This window comes from Pseudomonas sp. GL_090, assembly GCF_057837765.1.
This window is the reverse complement of the sequence record NZ_CM174452.1, coordinates 3,574,854-3,598,983: the sequence shown is the minus strand read 5'-3', so window position 1 is coordinate 3,598,983 and position 24,130 is coordinate 3,574,854. Positions and strand designations below refer to the sequence as shown.

At 61.2% G+C, this 24,130-nt stretch carries 26 protein-coding genes; 12 read left to right on the top strand and 14 right to left on the bottom strand.

Translation table 11 applies throughout. From position 1 onward, the window contains the following. The first annotated feature begins 318 nt into the window (after positions 1 to 318). Entirely contained in the window at positions 319 to 789 is a 471-nt protein-coding gene (locus AC3ITA_RS16025) for a DUF1289 domain-containing protein (RefSeq protein ID WP_489277814.1), read from the top strand. Between the two features lie 103 nt (positions 790 to 892). Here the strand turns inward: AC3ITA_RS16025 and AC3ITA_RS16020 are convergent, their stop codons facing one another. Next, positions 893 to 1,756: a universal stress protein gene (locus AC3ITA_RS16020; protein WP_150672967.1), complete on the bottom strand. Its 864-nt coding sequence runs from the start codon at positions 1,754 to 1,756 to the stop codon at positions 893 to 895. A 161-nt stretch (positions 1,757 to 1,917) separates the two neighbouring features. Between AC3ITA_RS16020 and AC3ITA_RS16015 the strand changes: the two genes are divergently transcribed. Then, complete coding sequence (locus AC3ITA_RS16015; RefSeq protein ID WP_007986374.1) at positions 1,918 to 2,526, top strand: MiaE family protein; 609 nt, start codon at positions 1,918 to 1,920, stop codon at positions 2,524 to 2,526. 66 nt (positions 2,527 to 2,592) lie between these two features. Here AC3ITA_RS16015 and AC3ITA_RS16010 read toward each other — a convergent pair whose 3' ends face one another. Further along, entirely contained in the window at positions 2,593 to 3,081 is a 489-nt protein-coding gene (locus tag AC3ITA_RS16010; RefSeq protein ID WP_414928837.1) for a GFA family protein, read from the bottom strand. Positions 3,082 to 3,126: 45 nt separating this feature from the next. Continuing rightward, positions 3,127 to 3,531, bottom strand: a complete 405-nt coding sequence (locus AC3ITA_RS16005) for a PaaI family thioesterase (RefSeq protein ID WP_095944161.1) — start codon at positions 3,529 to 3,531, stop codon at positions 3,127 to 3,129. 251 nt (positions 3,532 to 3,782) lie between these two features. Between AC3ITA_RS16005 and AC3ITA_RS16000 the strand changes: the two genes are divergently transcribed. Beyond that, complete coding sequence (locus tag AC3ITA_RS16000; protein ID WP_263597166.1) at positions 3,783 to 3,914, top strand: hypothetical protein; 132 nt, start codon at positions 3,783 to 3,785, stop codon at positions 3,912 to 3,914. Between the two features lie 131 nt (positions 3,915 to 4,045). Here AC3ITA_RS16000 and AC3ITA_RS15995 read toward each other — a convergent pair whose 3' ends face one another. The 5 genes from AC3ITA_RS15995 to AC3ITA_RS15975 form a co-directional block, all read right to left on the bottom strand. Then, a complete protein-coding gene (locus AC3ITA_RS15995) occupies positions 4,046 to 4,663 on the bottom strand; it encodes a DNA-3-methyladenine glycosylase family protein (RefSeq protein ID WP_489277811.1) in 618 nt (205 codons plus the stop codon). A 4-nt stretch (positions 4,664 to 4,667) separates the two neighbouring features. Further along, positions 4,668 to 5,480 (bottom strand): isocitrate lyase/PEP mutase family protein, encoded by an 813-nt coding sequence (locus tag AC3ITA_RS15990; protein WP_095946056.1) that lies wholly within the window; start codon positions 5,478 to 5,480, stop codon positions 4,668 to 4,670. A 35-nt stretch (positions 5,481 to 5,515) separates the two neighbouring features. Beyond that, positions 5,516 to 6,598, bottom strand: coding sequence for a bifunctional transcriptional activator/DNA repair enzyme AdaA (locus AC3ITA_RS15985; protein ID WP_095946057.1), 1,083 nt, complete (start codon positions 6,596 to 6,598; stop codon positions 5,516 to 5,518). 182 nt (positions 6,599 to 6,780) lie between these two features. Beyond that, on the bottom strand, positions 6,781 to 7,401 hold the full coding sequence (locus AC3ITA_RS15980; protein WP_489277809.1) for a LysE family translocator: 621 nt from the start codon (positions 7,399 to 7,401) through the stop codon (positions 6,781 to 6,783). Between the two features lie 91 nt (positions 7,402 to 7,492). Beyond that, complete coding sequence (locus AC3ITA_RS15975; protein ID WP_489277807.1) at positions 7,493 to 8,389, bottom strand: DMT family transporter; 897 nt, start codon at positions 8,387 to 8,389, stop codon at positions 7,493 to 7,495. Between the two features lie 89 nt (positions 8,390 to 8,478). On the opposite strand from AC3ITA_RS15975, the gene AC3ITA_RS15970 reads away from it, so the two are divergent. Next, the gene (locus AC3ITA_RS15970; RefSeq protein ID WP_489277805.1) at positions 8,479 to 9,810 is read left to right on the top strand and encodes an aminotransferase-like domain-containing protein; all 1,332 of its coding nucleotides are present in this window, start codon (positions 8,479 to 8,481) and stop codon (positions 9,808 to 9,810) included. A gap of 86 nt (positions 9,811 to 9,896) precedes the next feature. After that, entirely contained in the window at positions 9,897 to 10,484 is a 588-nt protein-coding gene (locus AC3ITA_RS15965) for a LysE family translocator (protein ID WP_489277803.1), read from the top strand. A gap of 17 nt (positions 10,485 to 10,501) precedes the next feature. Here AC3ITA_RS15965 and AC3ITA_RS15960 read toward each other — a convergent pair whose 3' ends face one another. After that, the gene (locus AC3ITA_RS15960; RefSeq protein WP_095946062.1) at positions 10,502 to 11,335 is read right to left on the bottom strand and encodes an AraC family transcriptional regulator; all 834 of its coding nucleotides are present in this window, start codon (positions 11,333 to 11,335) and stop codon (positions 10,502 to 10,504) included. Positions 11,336 to 11,372: 37 nt separating this feature from the next. Then, positions 11,373 to 11,876: a VOC family protein gene (locus tag AC3ITA_RS15955; protein WP_095946063.1), complete on the bottom strand. Its 504-nt coding sequence runs from the start codon at positions 11,874 to 11,876 to the stop codon at positions 11,373 to 11,375. A gap of 356 nt (positions 11,877 to 12,232) precedes the next feature. Here AC3ITA_RS15955 and AC3ITA_RS15950 point away from each other — a divergent pair, with 356 nt between their 5' ends. The 6 genes from AC3ITA_RS15950 to AC3ITA_RS15925 all read left to right on the top strand — a co-directional run bounded on the left by AC3ITA_RS15950 (position 12,233) and on the right by AC3ITA_RS15925 (position 18,896). Continuing rightward, complete coding sequence (locus tag AC3ITA_RS15950; RefSeq protein WP_489277800.1) at positions 12,233 to 13,387, top strand: NnrS family protein; 1,155 nt, start codon at positions 12,233 to 12,235, stop codon at positions 13,385 to 13,387. Between the two features lie 172 nt (positions 13,388 to 13,559). Beyond that, a complete protein-coding gene (locus AC3ITA_RS15945) occupies positions 13,560 to 14,015 on the top strand; it encodes a (2Fe-2S)-binding protein (protein WP_489277799.1) in 456 nt (151 codons plus the stop codon). Between the two features lie 7 nt (positions 14,016 to 14,022). Next, the gene (locus tag AC3ITA_RS15940) at positions 14,023 to 16,191 is read left to right on the top strand and encodes a xanthine dehydrogenase family protein molybdopterin-binding subunit (RefSeq protein WP_489277797.1); all 2,169 of its coding nucleotides are present in this window, start codon (positions 14,023 to 14,025) and stop codon (positions 16,189 to 16,191) included. A gap of 1 nt (position 16,192) precedes the next feature. Then, positions 16,193 to 16,774 carry a hypothetical protein gene (locus AC3ITA_RS15935; protein ID WP_095946066.1) on the top strand — a complete coding sequence of 194 codons (582 nt, stop codon included), beginning with the start codon at positions 16,193 to 16,195 and terminating at the stop codon, positions 16,772 to 16,774. A gap of 73 nt (positions 16,775 to 16,847) precedes the next feature. Further along, on the top strand, positions 16,848 to 17,429 hold the full coding sequence (locus AC3ITA_RS15930) for a GGDEF domain-containing protein (RefSeq protein ID WP_150672959.1): 582 nt from the start codon (positions 16,848 to 16,850) through the stop codon (positions 17,427 to 17,429). A gap of 225 nt (positions 17,430 to 17,654) precedes the next feature. Next, entirely contained in the window at positions 17,655 to 18,896 is a 1,242-nt protein-coding gene (locus tag AC3ITA_RS15925) for a hypothetical protein (protein ID WP_150672958.1), read from the top strand. 208 nt (positions 18,897 to 19,104) lie between these two features. Here AC3ITA_RS15925 and AC3ITA_RS15920 read toward each other — a convergent pair whose 3' ends face one another. After that, positions 19,105 to 19,530, bottom strand: coding sequence for a VOC family protein (locus AC3ITA_RS15920; protein WP_150672957.1), 426 nt, complete (start codon positions 19,528 to 19,530; stop codon positions 19,105 to 19,107). 113 nt (positions 19,531 to 19,643) lie between these two features. Between AC3ITA_RS15920 and AC3ITA_RS15915 the strand changes: the two genes are divergently transcribed. Beyond that, positions 19,644 to 20,504: a LysR family transcriptional regulator gene (locus AC3ITA_RS15915; RefSeq protein WP_095946069.1), complete on the top strand. Its 861-nt coding sequence runs from the start codon at positions 19,644 to 19,646 to the stop codon at positions 20,502 to 20,504. 180 nt (positions 20,505 to 20,684) lie between these two features. On the opposite strand, the gene fabI is transcribed toward AC3ITA_RS15915, so the two are convergent. Genes fabI through AC3ITA_RS15900 form a run of 3 tightly spaced genes read right to left on the bottom strand, consistent with a single transcriptional unit; the run spans position 20,685 to position 24,130 of the window. Then, positions 20,685 to 21,479, bottom strand: coding sequence for an enoyl-ACP reductase FabI (gene fabI / locus AC3ITA_RS15910; protein WP_095146575.1), 795 nt, complete (start codon positions 21,477 to 21,479; stop codon positions 20,685 to 20,687). Positions 21,480 to 21,498: 19 nt separating this feature from the next. Then, a complete protein-coding gene (locus AC3ITA_RS15905; RefSeq protein WP_489277794.1) occupies positions 21,499 to 23,109 on the bottom strand; it encodes an ABC transporter ATP-binding protein in 1,611 nt (536 codons plus the stop codon). 1 nt (position 23,110) lies between these two features. Beyond that, positions 23,111 to 24,130, bottom strand: coding sequence for an ABC transporter permease (locus tag AC3ITA_RS15900; RefSeq protein WP_095946071.1), 1,020 nt, complete (start codon positions 24,128 to 24,130; stop codon positions 23,111 to 23,113).

Genomic DNA, 24,130 nt, shown 5'->3' with positions numbered 1-24,130 from the left:
TACGCCTGCAGAACGGGAGCTGATGAGGGTTGGCGTTGGGTTTTTCCCCGCTGGAAAAACCCCTCGCCAACACCGCTCTGAAGGAACGACTGTGCTCGTGACGCTTTGAAAACAGCTTCTAACGGACATTGGCGCCTAAAAAGGCAGGCTGATTCTACGGCAAAAAAAAATTAAAGGTAAGTCAGTGTTTATTGGACTTTGGTGGTGGCGCTCACTGGAGCCCCATTCTCCATGGGCCCTGAACTTTGAGGGGTGATCAATGGCCGACAAAGGGCTAACATGCCGGCCTGTTCTGCTTTTTCGCGTTTATGCCTATCTATGCCCAATCAGACCATCAAGACACCCTGCGTCGGCCTCTGCTCCACTGTTTACGGTGACCTGGTGTGCCGTGGCTGCAAGCGTTTCCACCACGAAGTGATCCACTGGAACGGTTACAACGAGGAAGAAAAACGCGCGGTATGGCTGCGTCTTGAGCAGTTGCTGTCGCAAGTGATGGCCGCCAAGGTGGAAATTTTCGATCCGGTGCTGCTGAGAATGCAGCTGGAACAGCGCAAGATCCGCTTCGTGCCCCATCAGTCGGAATATTGCTGGGCCTACCAGTTGATCGCCCGAGGCGCGCGGGTGATCAACAACCTGGAAGCCTACGGGATGGTGTTGCTGCCGGAGTTTCGCGAGTGGAACCTGCCGGAACTGCGCGATGCCATTGATCGGGAATTTTTCCTGCTCTCCGAAGCCCATTACCAGCGCTACATTGCGCCTGGGTTCCTGAAAGACGCCTTTGGCGGCTAAGAGCATCGCGAGCAGGCTCGCCCCACACTGGACCTGTGTCGTTCACAAATCCCCTGTGGGAGCGAGCTTGCTCGCGATGGCGTTCGACCCGACAGCAAAAATCTCAATGCTTGTCGGCAATTTCATCCAGATGATCCTCGATCTCTTGCGGCTTGAGCACCAGCACATCGCTCTCCAGCTTATCCAGCACCACTTCCGCCGTGTTGCCGATCAATGCCCCTGACAACCCGCTACGCGCCACGGTGCCGATCACCGTCACCGCTGCCTGCAGCTTGTGCGCCATGAACGGAATCAACACGTCCGCCGGGCCTTCCTCGATGTGCAGGTGATCATCGTCAATGTCGAACTCCGCCTGGAACGCCCTGCACTGTTCGCGATAACGCGCCTGGATGGTTTCGCTGAGTTGAAACGTCGGGTCGGCCGCCGACAGCATCGGCGACGGGTGGGCGCTGATCACATGCAGATGGGCCTTGGCCAGGCCGGCGATGTCATAGCCATGATCGATGATGGTGTTGTGCAGATGGCGATGTTCGCCGTCGGCGTTGCCGACATCCACGGCGGCCAGAATCACTTTGTCTTTCCATGAACCGGCGGTTTTCACCAGCAGTACCGGGGAAGGGCATTGGCGTAGCAATTTCCAGTCCTCGGGGGTCAGCAGGGCCTTTTTCAGCGCGCTGTCGGGAAAGTGCTGCTTCACCACCAGTCCGCAGCCTTCGGCTTGCTGCACTTCAATGATGGTTTCGTGCAGGCTCTCGTTCCAGGCCTGCTCGGTGGTGACGACGTAGCCGTCCTCCGTTAATGCGGCCTTGAGCACACCCAGCATGCCACTGTGATCATGCTTGCGGTCGCACACCAGCAGATGCAACTGTGCCTGGGTCACACCGGCAATCAACTTCGCCCGTTTGAGCGCCAGGCTTTCGGAATGTTCGGGGTCGATGACCACCAGAATGCTGCGAACGGCTTGCATGTGCGGGATCTCCTGAAAATAAAAAGCACGGCGTTGCACAACTATAGTTGCTGTCTGCGATTCGGGGACTTGATGCATATCAACGGTTGGCGACTGGTGGTCTGCGGGCAGGCCGGTATAATCGGCGCCCTTCGTTTTGAACCTATTTTTCCGTGAGCCCCATGATCCTTCCCGAAATTCACGAGTTCCTTGGCTGCCGCACCCCCGACGGCTGGATCCAGGCCGCGCTGGCCGATCAGGAAACCCTGCTGATCGACCACAAGAACTGCGAATTCAAGGCCGCGAGCACTGCGTTGAGCCTGATCGCCAAGTATCACTCCCACGTCGATCTGATCAACATGATGTCGCGCCTGGCCCGGGAAGAGCTGGTGCACCACGAACAGGTCATGCGCCTGATGAAACGGCGCAAGATCGAGTTGCGCCAGCTGTCCGCCGGGCGCTATGCGTCGGGGCTGCGCAAGGTGGTGCGCAGTCACGAGCCGGTGAAACTGGTGGACACCCTGGTGGTGGGGGCCTTCATCGAGGCCCGCAGTTGCGAGCGTTTCGAAGCCCTGGTGCCGCATCTGGACGAAGAACTGGGCAAGTTCTATTTCGGCCTGCTCAAGAGCGAGGCCCGGCATTTCCAGGGTTACCTGAAACTGGCTTACCAGTACGGCGATGCCAAGGACATCGCCCAGGTGATCGACAAGGTCCGTGCCGCCGAGCAGGAACTGATCGAGTCACCGGATGTGGAATTCCGTTTTCATAGTGGTGTGCCGGCTGCGGCCTGAACGCACCGCCGCTCCCACATTGGAATGTATTTCCCTGTGGGAGCGAGCCTGCTCGCGAAGGGGCCATCAGCAACACAGACCCAGCCGTTCATGCCATTGCGCGATGGACTCTTTGGGGTACAGATCGAACTGTAGATCTGCAGGCTGCGCCTCCACTTCCGCCCATGATGCCTTTGAACCCAGCATCAGGTGCGTGTGCTCCGGCGGCACCGGCAGCGGGGTGTCGATGGCCGAGGCGAACGGGTGGATCAACTCCGGCCACTCCGGGCTAAACAGCCATAATCCCGAGCCACAAACCGAGCAGAAATGCCGCTCGGCGGTACTGCTGTGGGCGCGTTTGTCGCCTTCTTCCTTGAGTCGCGCATGGTAAATCGCGATGTGCTTGCGCCCGCGAACCTTGAGGCTGGCGGCATCGCCACCGAGGTTGATCGCAAAACCGCCACCGCCCTGGGTCTTGCGGCAGATCGAACAGTAGCAACGCTGATAAGGGTAGGGGTGGGCGCTGGTCAGGCTGAACGACACCGCGCCGCAATGGCAGGAACCTTCGAGTTGCATGGGAACCTCCGGCTGGATTGAGCGTACTCAGGACAGCCTAGACCGTCAGGTCGACTCGACAGGCACCAGGATCGCGTCGCCGGTAGCCACCAGTTTCAGTTGATCACCGTTTTGCGCGAACAACTCGGCGCGAGCGAACACCTGTTTCTTGCCGGCTTTCACCACCCGGCCCCGGGCGATGAACACTTCACCGATGGCAGGCGCCAGGCAGTTGACTGAAAAGTGCGAGGCCAGCACGTTGCCCGCCACGGTGCCGGCGGCAAAACCGCAGACGGTGTCGAGCATCGCGCCAATCAGGCCGGCATGCAGGAAACCGGCGTATTGCGCCATGTCGGTCTCGCGAAAAGCCATGGTGAGCTCGGCTTCGCCGCTTTCGGCGCGGGTGACTTCGAAGCCGGCCCAGCGGTTGAAGGCTGATGTCGAGTTGATGTGCTTGAGTGTGTTGAGCATGGCGAATCCCTCCGCTTGAGGGTTCAACATGCGCCGGGTTTGGGTGGATGTCATGGTCCATAAGGGAAGGTGATGGGCTGGTGGGTTGGTGGTGAATGGGCTGGCCTCATCGCGAGCAGGCTCGCTCCCACAGGGGATCGCGTTCCAAAATGTGGGAGCTGGCTTGCCTGCGATGAACGATCACGCGGTCCCACTGGACGCCCACCAAAGGCCAAGTCAGCATGTCCCCCTCAAAACCGGGACATGACCTGATGCGACGTTTACCTTCCCTGGCAGCCCTGCGAACCTTCGAATGCGCCGCCCGCCACGCCCATTTCGGCCGGGCGGCGGCGTTCAACCGGGCGTTGATCCGGGCGTTCAGTCGGTTGAAGTCGGGGTTGTGATTGGCTTTGGGTGTGTGTTGTTGGTAAGGACGCCTTCGCGAGCAGGCTCGCTCCCACCTTTAACCGAGTTCTGAGATGGGAATGCGGTCGAATGTGGGAGCGAGCCTGCTCGCGATGAACGATAACGCGGTCTACCGCCCGGGCACCCGCCACAAATACCAGGAGGCCACCGTCCGGTAAGGGCTCCACGCCAACCCGATCTCGATCATCTGCTTGCGCGTCGGCTGCACCTCCAGGCCCTTGAGCCGTCGATAACCGTCACGCACGCCAAAGTCATCGGCTGGCAAAATGTCCGGCCGCTCCAGGCTGTAGATCAGCAGCATCTCCACGGTCCAGCGACCCACGCCGCGCAACGCGATCAACCGTTCGATCAGCGCTTCATCGTCCATGGCCAGCGCCGTGGCGTAATCCGGCACCACGCCGTCCAGCGACGCCTGGGCGATGCCTTGAATGGTCGCGATTTTGTTCGCGGAAAATCCGCAACTGCGCAGTCGGTCGAAATCCGTGGCGACGATCTGTTCAGGCCGGGGAAACGAAGCCGAACCGAACAGCGCCAGCAGCCGGCCGACAATCGCGTCGCCGGCCTTGGCGTGCAGTTGCTGATAGGCAATCGCCCGCACCAGCGACTCATACGGGTCACGGGCCGCATGGGGCTGGTGCAGGCACGTGCCGATGGCGTCGATGTGGCGGCGCCAGTCGTCATCGATGGCGGCCAGGAAGGCACTGGCCACCTGATAGGCGTCAGCCATGGGCTCAGGCATTCCCGGACGGTTTCAACAGGGCGTTCACTTCGCCATAGGTCAAGGCCTTCAGGTCGTGGGTATCGAACCGGCCGGTTTGTAGAAAGCTTTTGGAGATGCCGGCCATGGCGCCGTAGAGGAATTCGGCGATGCCTGAACCCGCGGTCAGGCGGCGTACGCCGAGTGCTTCAAGCGCTTCGGGCGACGGCAAGCCCGGGAACCCCAGCACATTCAATGGCAGCGAGGTGCCCTGGCACAGCGCCTTGATCTCGTACTCGGCGGTAACGCCAGCGGCAAACAGGCCATTGGCACCGGCTGCCTGATACAGTGCGGCGCGCTTGAGGGTTTCGGCGACGCGATCTTCGGCGGGCACCAGACCTCGCAGATAAACATCGGTGCGCGCATTGATAAACAGGTTCACGTTGCGTCGGTCGGCCACCTGACGGGCGACTTCAATCTTGCGTACCAGCAATTCCGGCGGTGAGGAACCGTCTTCGATGTTGATCCCGACCGCACCGGCGGCGATCACCGCGCCAACCACCTGGGCCACCCGCTCCAGGTCATCGGAATAACCGGCCTCGATGTCCACGGTCAGCGGCACGGAAATGACCCGGGCAATCGACTCGACCGTCGAAACCAGACGCTCAAGGGGCAGGGTGTTGCCGTCCGGATAACCATGCACCCAGGCCACCGCCGCGCTGCTGGTGGCCACGGCCTTGTTGCCCAGTTGCTCCACCAGCCGCGCACCGGCGGCATCGGCGACGTTGGTGAGAATCAGCAAACCCTCTTGATGAAGGTGGTGCAGTTGATTGTCGAGCCTGTCCATCGAGTTTCCTTCCTTATGAAAAACCTGTGGGGGGATCAGAACGCCAGTTGCTCTGTGAGCTGCACCGCGGCGTTTTCCAGCCTGAGCAGAAACGCCTTGCGTGGCTGGCCTCCAGCGTAGCCGGTCAACGAGCCGTCGGCGCCGATCACCCGGTGGCACGGCACGACAATCGATAAGCGGTTATGCCCATTGGCCAGGCCCACCGCGCGGCTGGCGCCGGGCTTGCCTAGCCTCGCCGCTATGGCGCCGTAGGTGGTGGTCCGGCCGTAGGGGATCTTCGCCAGTTCGGCCCAGACCTGGCGGGAGAACTCGCTGCCGGGCATGTGCAAGGCCACGCTGAACTCAGTGAGCGTGCCGGCGAAGTACGCGGACAACTGCTCTTCGATCTGCTGCAAATGCGCGTTGTGCCCCGGCGCCACGGCATAACCGAAACGGCTTTGCAGCGCTTCGACCGCAGGGCTCAGCGATGCCTGATCGAGAAACTCCAGCAGCACCAGTCCACGCCGTTCGGCCATGGCGATCATCGGCCCCAGCGGCGTGGTCAGGCGCGTGAACAGCAGCGGCTCGCTGTTGGCCGCGCGGCCCGGGGTGATGTGAAACGATTTCTGAAAGGCATCGCGAAATCCGCTCAGGGACTCGTAGCCCGAATCGAAGGCGACGTCATCGATGGAGCCGCCTTGTTTGATTCCGCCCAACGCCATGCCCAGGCGCCGGGCGCGCAGCCAGGCGTGGAAGGTCATGCCGAAGTGCTGCTTGAACCAGCGGCGCAGTTTCAGCGGTTCGATGCCTTCGGCCACTAGCTGGGCGTCGGTCCAGCGCTGTTCCGGGTCGGCGTCCACCGATTTGAACAGTGCTCGCACCCAGTCCGGCGCACTGGCGGCGGTGTCCAGTGGTTTGCAGCGCAGGCAGGCGCGATAGCCCGCCGCCTGGCATTGTTCGGCGCTGGCAAAGAACTCGACATTCTCAGGCTTCGGGCTGCGGGCGGTGCAACCGGGGCGGCAGAAAATGCCTGTAGTCTTGACCGCCGTGAAGAACACTCCCTCGTAGGAAGTGTCTCGCTCGAGCATGGCGCGCACCATCTCGGCACGGGGCGGAAGCAGCGTTTTTTGTAGGTTCATGGGCGCAGCATAGATCGCGGCATGGGCGACCTCCACCGGAGAATCGACAGTGAATTTCGTTGATTGCAGGCAGTACCCTGTGGGAGCGAGCCTGCTCGCGAAGGCGGCGTGTCAGTCACCTCGATATTGGATGACACTACGCTTTCGCGAGCAGGCTCGCTCCCACACGGATTACCAACATTTCAGGCGCGTCTGGCCATCAGCAATACCGACGCCGCAGCCGACAACAACCCGGCGCAGCAACGGTTGAACATCCGCTTGCCCGACGGCCTGGAGAACCAGCGGCGCATGTGCAGGCCCATGTAGGCGTAAGCGCCGATGGCGATCCATTCCAGCACCAGAAACAGCGCGCCCAACACCACGAACTGCGGTCCGATGGCGTGGGCCGAGTCGACGAATTGCGGCAGGAACGCAGTGAAAATCAGGATGGCCTTGGGGTTGTCGGCCGCCACCAGGAATTCCTGCCGGGCCAGTGCCAGCGTGCCCACAGGCGCTGAGGTCACCACGTTCTCTACACCCGGATCGGCGCGCCACAATTGCCAGGCGAGGTAGAACAGGTAGGCCGCGCCGAGGATCTTGATGGCATAGAACAGCAGCTCGGAGGTTTGCAGCACCACCGCCAGCCCCGCCGAGGCCAGGGCAATCATCCCGGCGAACGCCAGCAACCGGCCGATGCCGGCCACGCACGCGGTGCGGTAGCCATAGCGGGTCGAATTGCTGACCGACAGCAGGTTGTTGGGGCCGGGTGCCATGTTGAGTGCAAAGCAGGCCGGCAGGAACAGGGTGAGGGTGGCGAGGTCCATGGTGGGCTCCTGTAGCAAGAGCGCTATTTTTATCACGGCTCACCCTTGGCCAGACCCATACAGTCATGGGCGCAAACCACCGTACACAGGGCTATCTGGCGAACTTTTTCGCCCCGGCGACGCACAGGATCACGGCGACGGTGACACCCAGCATGCCTACGCTGACCTGTTCATGCAGCAAGGTGGCGGCCAGGCTCAGCCCGAAAAACGGCTGAAGCAGCTGCAGTTGCCCGACGGCGGCGATGCCCCCTTGGGCGAGCCCGCGATACCAGAACACGAAACCGATCAGCATGCTGAACAGCGAAACGTAAGCCAGGCTGAACCAGGCCGGCGTGCTGATACCGGTGAACGAAGCCGGCATGCGCATCCAGCTGAGCACCGCCACGACCGGCAGCGACAGCACCAGCGCCCAGCTGATCACCTGCCAGCCACCCAGTGTGCGCGACAGCTTTGCGCCTTCGGCATAACCCAGACCGCAGGCGAGGATGGCCAGCAGCATCAGGATATCGCCCTGGGGGGAGGCGGTCAGCCCCTGGGACAGAGCAAACCCGACCACCAGCAGGCTGCCCAGCACCGAGAAAATCCAGAATGCCGCCCGTGGCCGCTCGCCGCCGCGCAGGACGCCGAACACCGCTGTCGCCAGCGGTAACAGGCCCACGAAGACGATGGAGTGCGCGGACGTCACGTATTGCAGCGCCAGCGCGGTCAACAGGGGAAAACCGATGACCACGCCCAGGGCGACGATGATCAGCGGTATCAGTTGCTGGCGCGCCGGGCGTTTTTCCTTGAATAACCACAGCAGGCACAGCGCCAGGACCGCCGCGATGGTCGCGCGCGCGACCGTCAGGAATACCGGATCGAACTCCAGCACCGCCACCCGTGTCGCCGGTAGCGAGCCGCTGAAGATCACCACGCCGATCAGGCCGTTGATCCAGCCGCTGGTGCTGTTTTCCAGCGTCCGGTGTTGCAGGTCCGAGGTCCGTTCCATTTGGCTCACGCTCATTGTCTGATTGCACGAAACTCATCCTATGAGCGACTATCGATACAATCAAAAAATTGTCATGGATACATCTCGACATGCCCAGATCCCGCTACAAGACCCTGGTGGATGCCTTTGCCGCCGACATCCGCTCCGGGCGTCTGCCGCCCGGCACGCGCCTGCCGACTCACCGGCAACTGGCCACGGAGCACGGTCTGGCGCTGGTCACCGCCAGCCGGGTGTATGCCGAGCTGGAGGGCATGGGCCTGGTCAGCGGCGAAACCGGACGCGGGACTTTTGTCAGGGAAACCTCGCTGCCGCCGGGGCAGGGCATCTCGCAGCACGTGGTGGCGGCGGGGATGATCGACCTGAATTTCAACTACCCGTCATTGCCCGGTCAGGCCGACCTGTTGCGCACGGCGTTGCGTCAACTGGCCTTGTCCGGGGACCTGGAGTCCCTCCTGCGTTATCAGCCCCACGCGGGACGCCTGCACGAGCGAGCTTCGGTCGCGCGTCATCTGCTTGATCGCGGGCTGAGCGTGCCGGCCGAACAGGTGTTGATCGTCAGCGGCGCCCAACATGGCCTGGCGGTGGCGATGATGACGATGCTCAAGCCCGGTGATGTGATCGCCGCCGATGCGCTGACCTATCCCGGTTTCAAGACCCTGGCCGAAACCCTGCATCTGGAAGTCTTGCCGATTCCGGTCACGGATACCGGGCCTGATCTGCCTGCCCTTGAAAAACTCTGCCGCAGCCGATCGGTACGGGCCGTCTACTCGATGCCGACCTTGCACAACCCTTTGGGCTGGGTGATGGACCTCGATCAGCGCGAGCAGTTGGTGGCGATTGCGCGCCGGCATGACTTGACGATCATCGAGGACGCCGCCTACGCGTTCCTGGCCGAAAACGTCCCGCCACCGCTGGCCGAGCTGGCGCCTGAGAGGACGGTGTACGTGTCCGGCCTGTCGAAGAATGTTGCCACCGGGTTGCGTGTCGGTTTCATCGCTGCGCCCGCGCAATGGGTCGCCGCCTTCGAGCGCACGATCATGGCGACCACCTGGAACACCCCCGGCGTGATGACCGCCATCGTCACGGCCTGGCTCGACGATGGCACCGTCAGCCAACTGGAGGCGCAAAAACGCGCGGACGCCCGAGCCCGGCAGGCCTTGGCCCGCGAGGTGCTGGCGGGGCTCAGAACCATCAGTCACCCGAATTCCTACTTCATCTGGCTGCCGTTGGCGGAAGACGCCCGGGCCGACCAGATCGCCATGGCGCTGATGCGCGAGCAGGTGTCGGTGTCGCCCGCCGAGCCCTTTGCGATTTCGGCTCATGTGCCGCACGCGATACGCCTGGCGTTGGGGTCGGTGGACATGGATTCGCTGCGCCTGGCCTTGGCCAAAGTGAAAAGTGTCGTGGGTTACTACTCATAGCTAGACAGGGGCGTTTTGTTCAATACGCGAGCCGGCGGGCTCATTACCTTGGGGACCTTGTTCAACTCGATGGAAGAAGGTGTGCAATGAGTCTGATGATATCCATGGCGGCGTTTGCGTTGGTCGCGTCCATCACGCCGGGGCCGGTGAATATCGTGGCGTTGAGCTCCGGCGCGCGCTTTGGCTTCAGGGCCAGCCAGCGTCACGTGGCCGGAGCCACGCTGGGGTTTGTCTTGCTGTTGGTGCTGATGGGATTGGGCCTGCATGAGCTGTTGCAACAGTGGCCGGCACTGACGCAGGTGGTGCAATGGGCGGGCGTCGCCTTCCTGTTGTACATGGCGTTCAAGCTGGCGGCTGACAATGGGCAGGTGCAGGCCAGTGAGTCGGCGCAAGCCCCGTCGATGCTGTATGGCGCCATCATGCAATGGCTCAACCCGAAGGCCTGGCTGGCCTGCGTGGCCGGCATGGGCGCGTTTGTCGCCGATGGCGAGGCGCGCCTGGTCTGGCAGTTCTCTGCGATTTATCTGGTGATCTGTTATGTGTCGGTCGGTTGCTGGGCCTATGCCGGGACGTTTTTGCGTGGGTTTTTGAACAACCCGGCGGGGATGCGCCTGTTCAATCGCGCCATGGCGTTGTTGCTGGTGGTGAGTGCGGTGTACCTGTTGTTGCCGTAACGGCAATCACGGCGGATTCAGCCCCGATACTGCCCCGGCGTCGCCGCCAAATGCTGTTTGAACGCCCGTTGAAAATGCGCCTGATCGGCGAAACCCGCCTCCAGTGCCACGTCCGCGATCAGCTTGCCGCTGCGCAATTGATCCTGGGCGAACTGGATGCGCCGGTTCACCAGGAACGCGTGGGGCGTCATGCCGTAATGCTGTTTGAAGGCGCGGATCAGGTAGGACGGCGACAATTGTGCCGCCTCGCATATGTCTTCGAGCCTGAGGGTTTGCGTGCAGTGGTCACGGATGTAGTCGGCCGCGCGCTCCAGCTTGAAGTTGGGTTCGCGCAGCGGCGGGTTGGCCGGGTTGAGTCGCAGCTGAACCTCGGTAAAGAACTCCACGGCCACGCTGTGTTTGCGCAGCACATCTTGCTGTGGATCGACCAGCACCTCATACAAACCCGCGAGGCCGGTAAACAGATGGGCGTCGCGGGTATGGGTCAGGGAAAAGCGGCGAAACGCCGCGTCATCGCTGAACCCGAGCTGATGCTGCAAATCGGTCAGCCACGGTGTATCGACGTACAGCATAAGGTACGACCAGGGTTGGTCTTCGATCGGGTTGCAGGCGTGGACGTCGCCGGGGTTCATCAGCACCACCGTGCCGACGCTGACCTCGAATGCCGACTGCTCATGCAGATAAGTGCTGCGCCCGGCGGTGATCGCCCCGATGGAAAAGTGCTCGTGGGCGTGCCGGGTGTAGCAGACTTCGCGCCCGTCGGCGATGGAGCGGGCTTCGATGAAGGGCAGGGCATCATCGCGCCAGAAGCGCGGGGCCTGGTCGGCGTTTTTGGCAACGGCGTGCTTCATGCTCGCTCACTCCTCGGCAGGTCGATGCCAGAGTGTATTAGCTCTCGCCGTCAAAGGCTCGTTGCAGCGTGGCGATATCGAGTTTTTTCATCTGCATCATCGCCTGCATGGCCCGTTGCGATTTTTTCGTGTCGGGGTCTTTGATCATGTCCATCATCGCCACGGGGACGATCTGCCACGACAGCCCGAACTTGTCCTTGAGCCAGCCGCATTGCTGGGCTTCGGGCGCGCCACCGGCCGACAGATTGCCCCAGTAATGATCGACTTCATCCTGTGTCAGGCAATTGACCTGAAACGAAACCGCTTCGCTGAACTTGAATAAAGGCCCGCCGTTGAGGCCGGTGAAACTCTGCCCGTCGAGCTCGAAGCTGACGGTCATGACCGAACCCTCGGGCCGGCCGTGGAACTCGAATCCGGCGTGGCCGTAATGGGTGATGGCAGTGATTTTCGAGTGGTCGAAGATCGAGCAATAGAACTTCGCCGCCTCTTCGGCCTGATCGTCGAACCACAGGCAGGGCGTGAGTTTTTGTACGCGTAGCATGGTGCCAGCTCCTCTGCAGGTAACGCATGTTCCGGGCTTTTAGCGTAGTCAGCCTCTGGTCGTCTGGCCGTACCGTAGATCGAGAAAATTGCCGCAGGGTAGCATGGTGGTAGTCAAAATGACTTTGAGTGGAGTCAAACAGACTATTTTTGATGTGGGTCTTTATGACTCGTATATGCGCAAGTGCCTGGATCTAAAGGGGCAAAAAGCTGGCACGGGACTTGATGAGGTAAAGCACCTTCAGGAGTACGCACAATGTTCAACTTCTTCAGCAACCCTCGGAACGTTCTTCAATGGTCGAGCCGTATGCTCGGCGCGTATCGCCTGAGCCGTTTCCCGGCCCGAGTGGTGGCTTGATGCGCCGGCTAGCCGTTGCACCGGTCTTCAGCCTGGGCTTTCGACCCTTCTTTCTGGCCGGGGCCGGGTTCGCGGCCCTCGCCATCGCGATCTGGGCCTTGTGGCTGTACGGCTGCTTGCCCGGAGCGCAACCGGTGGGCGGCATGCTCGCCTGGCATCGCCATGAAATGCCTTTCGGATTTACCACGGCCGTCATTGCCGGGTTCCTGCTCACGGCGGTGCCCAACTGGACTGGTCGGCCTGGGCTCAAGGGCTGGCCGCTGATCGGCCTGGTGCTTATGTGGCTGCTGGGGCGACTGGCCTGGTGCCTGCCGATACCGGCACCCTTGCTGCTGGCCTTGCAGGTTCCGTTTCTGCCGCTGTTGGCGTGGGTGTTGGGGCGCGATCTGCTGGCTGCGGGCAAACGCGAGAATTATCCGATTCTGGTGATGGTGATGCTGCTGGCCGGGTGTCAGGCGTTGACGTTGTTGGGGTTCGCCGTTGATGACGCCAATCTGCAACGCCATGGCGTGCTGGCCGCCTTGTGGCTGGCGGGCGCGCTGATGAGCGTGATCGGCGGGCGGGTGATTCCGTTCTTTATCCAGCGCGGCTTGAACCGTCCCGCAACGCCTGCTGCCCATCCGTTGCCGGGCAAGGTGTTGCTGATCGGCGCCATGCTGGCGGCGCTGTCTTTTGCCGTCGGTTTGAATGACGTCCCACGGGTGTGGCTGGCGCTGTTGTTTGCGCTGATCAGCGGTTTGCATCTGCTGCGGTTGTGGCGCTGGCATGATCACGGTCTGTGGCGCGTACCGCTGCTGTGGTCGCTGTATCTGGCTTATGCCTGGCTCGCGGTGGCAACGCTGGCCATGGCGCTGTGGCACCTGGGCTGGATGTCGCAACAAAGCCTGGCCACCCATTCTCTGGCCGTCGGCGGTATCGGCGGGTTGGTTCTGGCGATGATCGCGCGGGTCAGCCTGGGGCATACCGGGCGTTTGTTGCAGCCGTCCAAGGCGGTCGTTGCTGGGTTTGCCCTGTTGTTGCTGGCGGGTGCGTGTCGAGTGTGGCTGGTGCCTTTTTCCGGTCAGGGTCTGGCGCTGTCGGCGTTGCTGTGGTGTAGCGCTTTTGGTGTTTTTGTCTGGCGCTACACCGGCATTTTATTGGGGCCGAGGCTCTAGCGAAGACCTTCAGGGCCGCCCTTCGAGGCGGCTTTTTCATGACCGGTGGTCGATGCGCCAAGGCCTGCCGGCAAATTTGCGCTTAGCTGAAGGGGTAACCCGAGGCGCGCGCAGGTTCTACAAGGCCGTAGCGACGCCCCTTCAGATCACCCTGAGTCTGAGGAACTGCGCCATGCTGACCCTGAACATCAATGGCCAGGATCAGGAGCTGGATGTCCCCGCCGACATGCCGCTGCTCTGGGTCTTGCGTGATGTCGCCCACCTCACCGGCACCAAATTCGGCTGTGGCATAGCCCAATGCGGCGCCTGCACCGTACACGTCGATGGCGCACCGCTGCGCTCGTGCATCACACCGGCCACGGTCGTGGCCCATGGGCAAAAGATTCTCACCATCGAAGGCCTTTCCGCAGACGGTTCGCACCCGGTGCAACAGGCCTGGGCGGAACTTGATGTGGTTCAGTGTGGCTACTGCCAGTCCGGGCAGATCATGTCGGCGGCGGCGTTGCTGGCGAAGATTCCAAAACCGACCGACAGCGACATCGATCAGGCGCTGTCCGGCAACATCTGCCGTTGCGGCACTTACCCGCGAATTCGCGCGGCGGTCAAACGCGCCGCCGAGCTGGGTTGAGGTGGCCATGAACAGCATCAATACGTTATCGCGTCGTGGTTTTCTCAAGGGCAGTGCCATGCTGGGCGGCGGGCTGGTAGTGGCGTTTGCCATGCCCGGTGCCCACCGTTTCGCCATGGGCGCGGAGAACCAGGGCAACGTGTTTGCGCCTAATGCCTTCCTGCGCATTGGCAACGACAACAGCGTCACCGTGTTGCTCGGCCACTCGGAAATGGGCCAGGGCATCTGGACCGGCCTGACCATGCTGATCGCCGAAGAACTGGACGCCGACTGGACGAAGATCCGTGTCGAGCATGCCCCGGCTTCGGCCGCCGATTACGGCCTGCCTGGCTTTGGCGGAATGCAGATCACCGGCGGCTCGACCTCGACCTGGATGGAGTTCGACCGCTATCGCCAGGCCGGCGCGGCGGCGCGCTTGATGTTGATCGACGCAGCGGCCAAGCGTTTCAACGTTGCGCCATCCGAGATCCGTACCGAATCGGGGATGGTCATTGCCGGTGAGCACCGTGCCACCTATGGCGAATTGGCCGATGACGCCGGGCAATTGCCTCGGCCGGACCCGGCCTCGATCACACTCAAGGACGCGAAAGACTGGCGGCTGATCGGCAAACCCACCAAGCGTCTGGACACGCCGGAAAAAATCACCGGCCGGGCGAAATTCGGCATGGACGTGCAGTTTGACGGGCTGATGACTGCGATGGTCGCCCGTTCGCCCACCTTCGGCGGCAGCGTCAAATCCTTTGAAGGTGCCGAGGCGCTGGCGATTCCGGGCGTGCACAAAGTGGTGCAAGTGCCGACCGGCATCGCGGTGATTGCCGATCATTTCTGGGCGGCGAAGCTGGGGCGCGATGCGCTGAAAATCGAGTGGAATCCGGGGCCGAACGCCGGGCTCGACAGCCAGGCGCTGTTGGAAAACTTCCGCAAACTCGCCACCACCCCCGGCATCAATGCCGGTCAGGCGGGGGATACCCAGGCGGCGCTGGCGAAAGCGACCAGGAAGATCGACGTTGAATACAGTGTGCCTTATCTGGCCCACGCGCCGATGGAACCGCTGAACTGCACAGTGAGCATCACCCAGGACAAATGCGAAATCTGGACCGGCACCCAGTTCCAGACCCTGGACCAGATGGTCGCCGGGAAAATCACCGGGCTCAAACCCGAACAGGTCGAGATCCATACCGAGTTTCTCGGCGGCGGCTTCGGGCGCCGGGCCAATCCGACGTCGGATTTCGTCAGCGAAGCGGTGTACGTCGCCAAGGCCGCCGGTGCACCGGTGAAAACCGTGTGGGCGCGGGAGGATGATATCCGCGGCGGCTATTACCGCTCGGCGTTCCTGCACCATGCGCGTATCGGGCTGGGTGCTGACGGGCTGCCGCTGGCCTGGAAGCATGTGATGGTCGGGCAGTCGATCATGGCCGGGACCTCGCTTGAAGCGACCATGGTCAAGGACGGGATCGACAAAACCTCCGTCGAAGGCGTGGCCGACAGCCCTTACTTCGAAGGCTTGGCCAATCACCAGATCGAACTGCACTCCCCGAAAACCGGTATCAGCGTGTTGTGGCTGCGTTCGGTGGGGCACACCCACACCGCGTTTGTCATGGAGTCGTTGATCGATGAACTGGCCACGGCGGCCGGCAAGGATCCGGTGGAATACCGGCGTACCTTGCTCAAGGACCATCCGCGTCACCTCGGTGTGCTGAACCTCGCGGTGGAAAAGGCCAACTGGACTGCGCCGCTGCCGGACGGCCACGCCCTGGGTGTGGCGGTGCATGAATCGTTCGGCAGCTACGTGGCGCAGGTGGCCGAGGTGTCCCAGGACAACCTCGCCATCCGCGTGCACCGGGTGGTGTGTGCGGTGGACTGTGGCATTGCGGTGAACCCACAGAGCATCGCCGCGCAGATGGAGTCGGGCATCGCTTTTGGCCTGAGTTTCGCCTTGCACAGCAAACTGACGCTCAAGGACGGGCAGGTGGTGCAGTCCAACTATCATGACTATCAGGTGCTGCGGCTCAACGAAATGCCGGTGGTCGAAGTGCATATCATGCCCAGCAGCGACAAACCCGGCGGTATCGGCGAAACCGGTGTACCACCCACGGCGCCGGCGGTGGCCAACGCGGTGTTTGCCTTGACCGGACAGCGCCTGCGGGAGCTGCCGTTGCAGCTGTCGGGGGTGTGAGATGAAACGACATCACTGGTTGCTTGGGGCGTTGATCCTGATCGTTCTCGTCGCCTACGCATCCCGTGTGTTCGCCGATGACCGCGAGGCCTTGCAGGCGTTCGACACTGTACAGAAGGTCTTCCAGAGTCCCCGTTGCCAGAACTGCCACATTCCCGGGGATTCGCCGCTGCAGTTCGATGCCGGCGTACCCCACGCCATGAATGTCGTGCGGGGCATGGACGGCAAGGGCTCGGCCGGGTTGCCCTGTGCGACGTGCCATGCGCAAAGCAATCCGCCGGCCAGTTACGGTCCCCACGCGCCACCCGGGGCGCCACACTGGAGCCTGCCACCGGCAGCGCAACGGATGGCCTGGATCGGCCTGCCCGCCGATCGGCTGTGCGCGATGATCAAGGATCGCTCCAGCAACGGCGATCGGGATTTCGCCGCGCTGATCAAGCACGTCAGCGACGACAAGCTGGTGCTGTGGGGCTGGAGCCCCGGCGGCAATCGCGCGCCGGTGCCGGTGCCCCACGATATCTTCGTCGCCCGGTTCAAAACCTGGGCCGATGCAGGAGGGCCGTGCCCGGTGGCGGGTAGCTGACCAGCGGCGCGCTTGAAGGGAGTCAATGCGGGTGTGGGCGACTCTAACGTACATACCTGCCAAGGAGTGAACGATGTTGATCTCAGGCAAAACGGGCAAATCGGGCCGATCAGCCAACCCGTTGCTCACGCCACAGCAAGAACGCGAACGGCTGCGCGAACTGGCTCTCCAGGCCGAGCGAGAACTGGCCGGCGTGCAGATGGCGAGCATGGACGAGCTGACGCTACTGTCCAATCGCCATGGTTTCACCGAGCTGGCCCGGCTCGGGCTGGACGCCTGTCGGGAACTGGGGACGTCGGCGACGCTGCTGTACTTCACCCTCGATGAATTCAAACTCATCTGCTATCTGTACGGTCGGGCCAAAGGTGACGATGCGCTCAGGACGTTCGCCGATGTCCTGCGGATCGGCTTTCGTGAAAACGATGTGATCGGACGTCTCGAAGGCGACCGGTTCGTGGCGCTGCTGACCGGTTCCAGCGCCGTGGAGATTGCGGCGATCAAGGTACGGCTCAATGAGATGCTCGATGAGCGCAATGCCACGGCGCATCGCAGTTATGACATTCGCTTCAGTGTTACCCAGGTCGAATATGACCCCGTTGTTCATGACTCAGTCGAGGAGCTACTGGGGGAGGCCGAGCGGCTGATGAGCCGTTAGGGCTGCGTTGTATTGGCGGGCCTGCTCGCGAAGGCGTCAGTCCGGACAACGCCCTTGGGTTGCGTGCTGCTTGCATCGGTGTGCTGACACGCTATGTGCCAGCAGGACAGTTTTTTGGCTCGTGAAGACGGTTGAACTGTCATTTATGTCAGTAGTTATCGTTTCCCCATTACCTCAAAGTGATTTGTCACCAGATAAAAATCTGACATTTCAGAGGATGGGAACATGACTGCACAAGCTAAAAAAACACCAAAAAAGGCGGGTGAGCTGGATGAGAGCTTTGCCGAAAAGGGTTTGATCAATATTCCAAGCGAGAGCCATGGCTCGACTCGATGTGTTGTTGAAACGCGGCAAGGGAAACTGGTTTACGTCGTCTACCAGGGTCGTGCTTGTTGGTTGCGTCGAGCGATGGCTGATGGCTCAGACGATCCTGGGTTCGGCCAACAGGAAGGCGTTACAAAATGGCAATTTGAAGTAAACACAGAAGCCAGACCCACACAACTATTGGCTCAAGCCGATGGCAAGCTCCTGTTGATCGGCTCAACGGGCAGCGACCCATTCATGAGGCGTGTCGCTGTAACGCGATTCAATGAAAACGGCACCCCGGATTTGATCTTCGGCACAAAGATTCTCCCGTTTCCGGTTGATCCCGTACCCCCGGAGCATGCCCTGACCACTCCAGCTCCGGTGGGATGCATCAGTGCTGATGGTCAACTTCTGCTGGCTTCCGGTTATTTGTTGAGTTCCTTGACTGGCTCATTTCGAGAGGAGGTGGGATTGCTGCATCGATTTGATGCGTCGGGCGAGCCCGACCTGGATTTTGGAACACGCAAAGTGCGATTCAACGGCGAAAATTCGACGATCCAGAGTGTCGATATCTTGTCTGACAATCGCATTGTGGTATTCGGAAGTCTTGATCGTCCGGATCAAGGCCAGTCCAACCCAAGGCCTGCGTTAGCTTGCTATACACCCAAAGGCGAGCTGGATCGGACGTTTGCGACGGATGGGTATTGGGAAGCAGGCGACTCCAGTCGTCAAGGCCAGATGCAGGTGTATGAAGACAAAGTGATTTTTTCATCGAGCAGAACGATCGATGATGTGGATAACCTTGTAGTGAACCGCCTGCTGGCGGATGGCTCCGTAGATCTGTCGTTTAACGGTGGAGTAGCGGTATTGATCGATCTAAAGGTACCTTCCGTTTTTCCCATGTCCATTGCTGTGCAGTCAGACAGGAAAATCGTGGTTGCCGGTATTACTTTTGATGGTCAGCAAGTGTTGTTCTGGCTGCGTATTAGCGAAGCGGGTGTAGTCGATAAGGGCTTCGCAGATCAAGGAGTGTCCAGATATGCCGAAGGCTATTTGAGTGACGGCATTGTTCAGCGTGAAAGTGGCCGAATCATCTTTGCCGCTGATCTGGGGCCGTACCTTGGAGAGAAGCACCCTAAAGTCATAGGGGTTCAAAGTTGATGTTGATCACATGGTTTTGGTAAAAAAGCCGCCTTGATAGGCGGGTTTTCTAGCTGACCGAAGATTACTCTTCGATGGTGACGTTGCGGGCTACGGCGCATCATGGTTATGACATTCGGTTCAGTGTTACCCAGGTCGAATATGTCTGGTCACTACAAAACCCTGTGGGGGCTTGCCCGGGAAGAGACCCGAACAGGCATAACAACTTTCACTTGGCAAACAACTGCCCGATATCCTTGAACGCCTTGAACTCCAGCGCATTACCGCAAGGATCAAACAGAAACATCGTCGCCTGTTCCCCTACCAGCCCCTGAAAGCGAATCCCCGGCTCGATCACGAAGCGTGTTTCCAGTGACTTCAGCCGCTCGGCCAGAGCCTCCCATTCCGCCATCCCGAGCACCACGCCAAAATGCGGCACCGGCACATCGTGACCATCGACGGCATTGGTGTGTGCGGCTTCTTGTGAAGGACTTTTCGGTGCCAGGTGAATCACCAGTTGATGGCCGAAAAAATTGAAATCCACCCAGTGGTCGCTGGAGCGGCCTTCCTCCAGGCCAAATACCTCACCGTAAAAGTGCCGAGTGGCAGACAAGTCGTAGACCGGAATGGCCAGGTGAAAAGGGGACAGTTGCATCGGGCGTACCTCGGTGGTGGGTGGGCGTGTGTTGAGTTTATCTCTGTGCTTTTTGATTGAAAGACGATAATTTTTGCAGCGAGCTCAAATTATTTCGATCAATCGAGGTCGCCATGCTGCGAGAACTGAAAACCTTTATCGCCGTGGCGCGTTACGGCACCTTCGCCGCGGCCGGCATGCACATCGGCCTGACGCAATCGGCGGTCAGCGCGCAGATTCGCAACCTGGAACAGGCCCTGGGCATCCGTCTGTTCGACCGCACCGGTCGTCAGGCACTGCTCAATGCGGCGGGGCAGCGAGCGTTGCCGATGGCCAGGGAAATGCTCGAAACCTTCAGCCGCATGGCCGTCAGTGACGATGTCACCGAGTACCGTGGCGAACTGAAAATCGGCGCGGTGGCGACCGCCCAGACCGGGCTGCTGCCCCAGGCATTGTTGAAATTGCGCCAACAGGCGCCCTTGCTGGAGCCCAAGCTGGTGCCCGGTGTGTCATTAAACCTGCTGAGTCAGGTGGACACGGGGGAAGTGGACCTGGCGGTCCTGATCAAGCCGCCGTTTGAGTTGCCCAAGGAATTGTCCGCGCAGGTGATTCGCCGAGAGCCGTTCGTGCTGATCGTACCGACGGATCTGGACGGTGATGATCCGCTACAGCTGATTGCGGAGCACCCGCATGTGCGCTACGACCGCAATTCGTTCGGCGGGCGGCTGGTGACGCGGTTTCTGCGCGAACAGAAGATCGAGGTGCAGGTGGCGCTGGAGCTGGATGAGCTGGAGGCGATTGTGAAAATGGTCGAGTGTGGCTTGGGGATTTCTCTGCTGCCCGAGGCGGGGTTGTGGCTTGAGCATGGGGCCAGGGTGCGAGTCATCCCCTTGGGCGAGTTGACGTTCTATCGGGAGATTGTGTTGTTGCAGCGGTACAGCCAGCGAATGCAGCCGATTCAGCAGTTGTTTGCGCAATGCCTGACACAACACTAACCCTGTAGGAGCGAGCTTGCTCGCGAAGGTCGTCAACGATAACGCGCGCAGTCTGGATGAGCGCGGCGTGCCCGGGTTTTTCGCGAGCAAGCTCGCTCCTACAGGAGGACGGCATCGGCCGGAAATCGCAGGCATAAAAAACCCGCCAAAACAGGCGGGTTTTTTTTGGCTGACCGAAGATTACTCTTCGATGCTGCCCATGGCCGTGGTGTTGAAGCCACCGTCCACGTACATGATTTCACCGCTGATGCCGGACGCCAGGTCCGAGCACAGGAAGGCGCCGGCATTGCCGACTTCGTCGATGGTGACGTTGCGGCGCAGCGGGGTTTGCGCTTCGTTGGCAGCCAGCATCTTGCGGAAGTTCTTGATGCCGGAAGCGGCGAGGGTGCGGATCGGGCCTGCCGATACGCAGTTGACGCGAGTACCGTCCGGGCCCAGGGAGCCGGCCAGGTAACGTACGCCGGCTTCCAGGGAAGCCTTGGCCATGCCCATCACGTTGTAGTTCGGCATGGTGCGCTCGGCGCCCAGGTACGACAGGGTCAGCAGGCTGCCGTTGCGGCCTTTCATCATTTCGCGGCCGGCCTTGGCCAGGGCCACGAAGCTGTAGGCGCTGATGTCGTGAGCGATGCGGAAACCTTCACGGGTGGTGGCTTCGGTGAAGTCGCCGTCCAGTTGGTCGCCCGGGGCGAAGCCTACGGAGTGCACGATGCAGTCCAGGCCGTCCCACTTCTTGCTCAGCGCTTCGAAGACCTTGGCGATTTCTTCATCGCTGGCCACGTCGCACGGGAAGCACAGCTCAGGGCTCGAACCCCAGCCTTGTGCGAACTCTTCGACACGACCCTTGAGTTTGTCGTTCTGATAAGTGAAGGCAAGCTCAGCGCCCTCGCGATGCATGGCGGCAGCGATGCCGGATGCGATGGACAGCTTGCTGGCGACACCGACGATCAGTACGCGCTTACCGGCGAGAAAACCCATGTGTTGCTCCTCTTTCAGGTTATTGCGCAGTGGCCGGAGCCAAAAAAGCGGCTTCCAGCAACTGCTGTGTATACGGATGTTGGGGGGCGGCAAAAATGCTTTGCGCGTCTCCCTGTTCGACCACTTGGCCATGCTTGACCACCATCAGCTGGTGGCTCAGCGCTTTCACCACAGCCAGGTCATGGCTGATAAACAGATACGTCAGGTTGTACTTGCTTTGCAGTGAACGCAAAAGCTCCACTACCTGGCGTTGTACCGTGCGGTCGAGGGCCGAAGTCGGCTCGTCCAGCAAAATCAACGCCGGTTTTAACACCAATGCCCGGGCAATGGCGATTCTCTGCCGTTGCCCGCCGGAAAATTCGTGGGGGTAGCGGTGCCGGGTTTCCGGATCCAGACCTACCTCCCTGAGTGCCGCAATGATCGCTTGTTCCTGTTCCGCCGCGGTGCCCATCTTGTGGATTCGCAGGCCTTCGCCCACGATGTCGTTCACGCACATCCGCGGGCTCAGGCTGCCGAACGGGTCCTGAAACACCACTTGCATCTCCCGCCGCAGCGGCCTGACCTGTTGTTGCGTCAGACAGTCCAGCGGCTGGCCTTCAAAGCGAATGGCGCCTTTGCTGGCGATCAACCGCAAAATCGCCAGGCCGAGGGTCGATTTGCCGGAACCGCTTTCTCCCACGATCCCCAGGGTCTGGCCCTGGGGCAGGCTGAAATTGATGCCGTCGACCGCCTTGATGTAATCCACCGTGCGCTTGAGCAGGCCTTTCTTGATCGGAAACCAGACTTTCAGGTCCTCGACCGCCAGCAAGGGCGGGCCGATCACGTTGCTTGCAGGCTTGCCACCAGGCTCCGCTGCCAGCAGTTCCCGAGTGTACGGATGCTGCGGCGCGCGGAACAGTTCTTCGCACGATGCCTGTTCGACGATGCAACCTTGCTGCATGACACATACGCGATGCGCAATTCTTCGCACAAGGTTCAAATCGTGGCTGATCAGCAACAACGCCATGCCTAAACGAGCCTGAAGTTCCTTGAGCAGTTCGAGGATTTTCAGCTGAACGGTCACGTCCAGCGCGGTGGTCGGCTCGTCGGCGATCAGCAGCTCCGGCTCGTTGGCCAGGGCCATGGCGATCATCACCCGCTGGCGCTGGCCGCCGGACAACTCGTGGGGCAGGGCCTTGAGGCGCTTGTGCGGCTCGGGGATGCCGACCATCTCCAGCAACTCCAGGGTGCGCTTGGTCGCGACCTTGCCGGTCAGGCCCTTGTGGATGCCCAGCACCTCATTGATCTGCTTCTCGATCGAGTGCAAGGGATTGAGCGAGGTCATCGGCTCCTGGAAGATCATCGCAATCCGGTTGCCGCGAATGTGGCGGATGGTTTTTTCTTTCAGATCCAGCAGGTTCTGCCCGGAATACAAGATGGTGCCGGACGGATGCCGCGCGAGCGGGTAGGGCAGCAGGCGCAGGATCGAATGTGCGGTGACCGATTTACCGGAACCGCTCTCGCCGACCAACGCCAGGGTTTCACCGCGCTTGATGTCGAAGCTGACGCCTTCGACCGCCCGCTGGCAGCGGTTGCCGATGACAAAGTCGACGGACAGGTCGCGCACTTCGATCAGATTGTGCTGATTCATTTCACTTCCTCGGGTCGAAGGCATCGCGAGCGGACTCGCCGATGAACACCAGCAGACTCAACATCAAGGCCAGCACGGCGAAGGCGCTGATGCCCAGCCACGGCGCCTGCAGGTTCGATTTGCCCTGGGCCACCAGTTCACCCAGGGACGGACTGCCCGCCGGCAGGCCGAAGCCGAGGAAGTCCAGGGCGGTCAGCGTACCGATGGCGCCGGTGAGGATGAACGGCATGAAGGTCATGGTCGAGACCATCGCGTTGGGCAGGATATGGCGGAACATGATCGCACCGTTCTGCATGCCCAGGGCGCGGGCGGCGCGTACGTATTCCAGATTGCGCCCGCGCAGGAATTCGGCGCGCACCACGTCCACCAGGCTCATCCATGAGAACAGCAGCATGATCCCCAGCAACCACCAGAAGTTGGGTTGCACGAAACTGGCCAGGATGATCAGCAGGTACAGCACCGGCAGTCCGGACCAGATCTCCAGGAACCGCTGCCCGGCCAGATCCACCCAGCCGCCGTAGAAACCCTGCAAGGCGCCGGCGATCACGCCGATGATCGAGCTCAGCACGGTCAGGGTCAGGGCGAACAGCACCGAAATGCGGAAGCCGTAGATCACCCGGGCCAACACGTCGCGGCCCTGATCGTCGGTGCCCAGCAGGTTGTCCGTCGAGGGCGGGGCTGGAGCGGGGACTTTCAGGTCGTAGTTGATGCTCTGGTAGCTGTAGGGAATCGGCGCCCACAGCACCCAGGCGTCCTTGGCCTTGAGCAGTTCGCGGATGTACGGGCTCTTGTAGTTGGCCTCCAGCGGAAACTCGCCGCCGAAGGTGGTTTCCGGGTAGCGTTTGAGTGCCGGGAAGTACCAGTTGTTGTCGTAGTGCACCGCCAGCGGCTTGTCGTTGGCGATCAGCTCGGCGCCCAGGCTTGCGCCGAACAGGATCAGGAACAGCCACAGCGACCACCAGCCACGCTTGTTGGTCTTGAACAGTTCGAAGCGTCGGCGATTGAGAGGGGACAGGTTCAT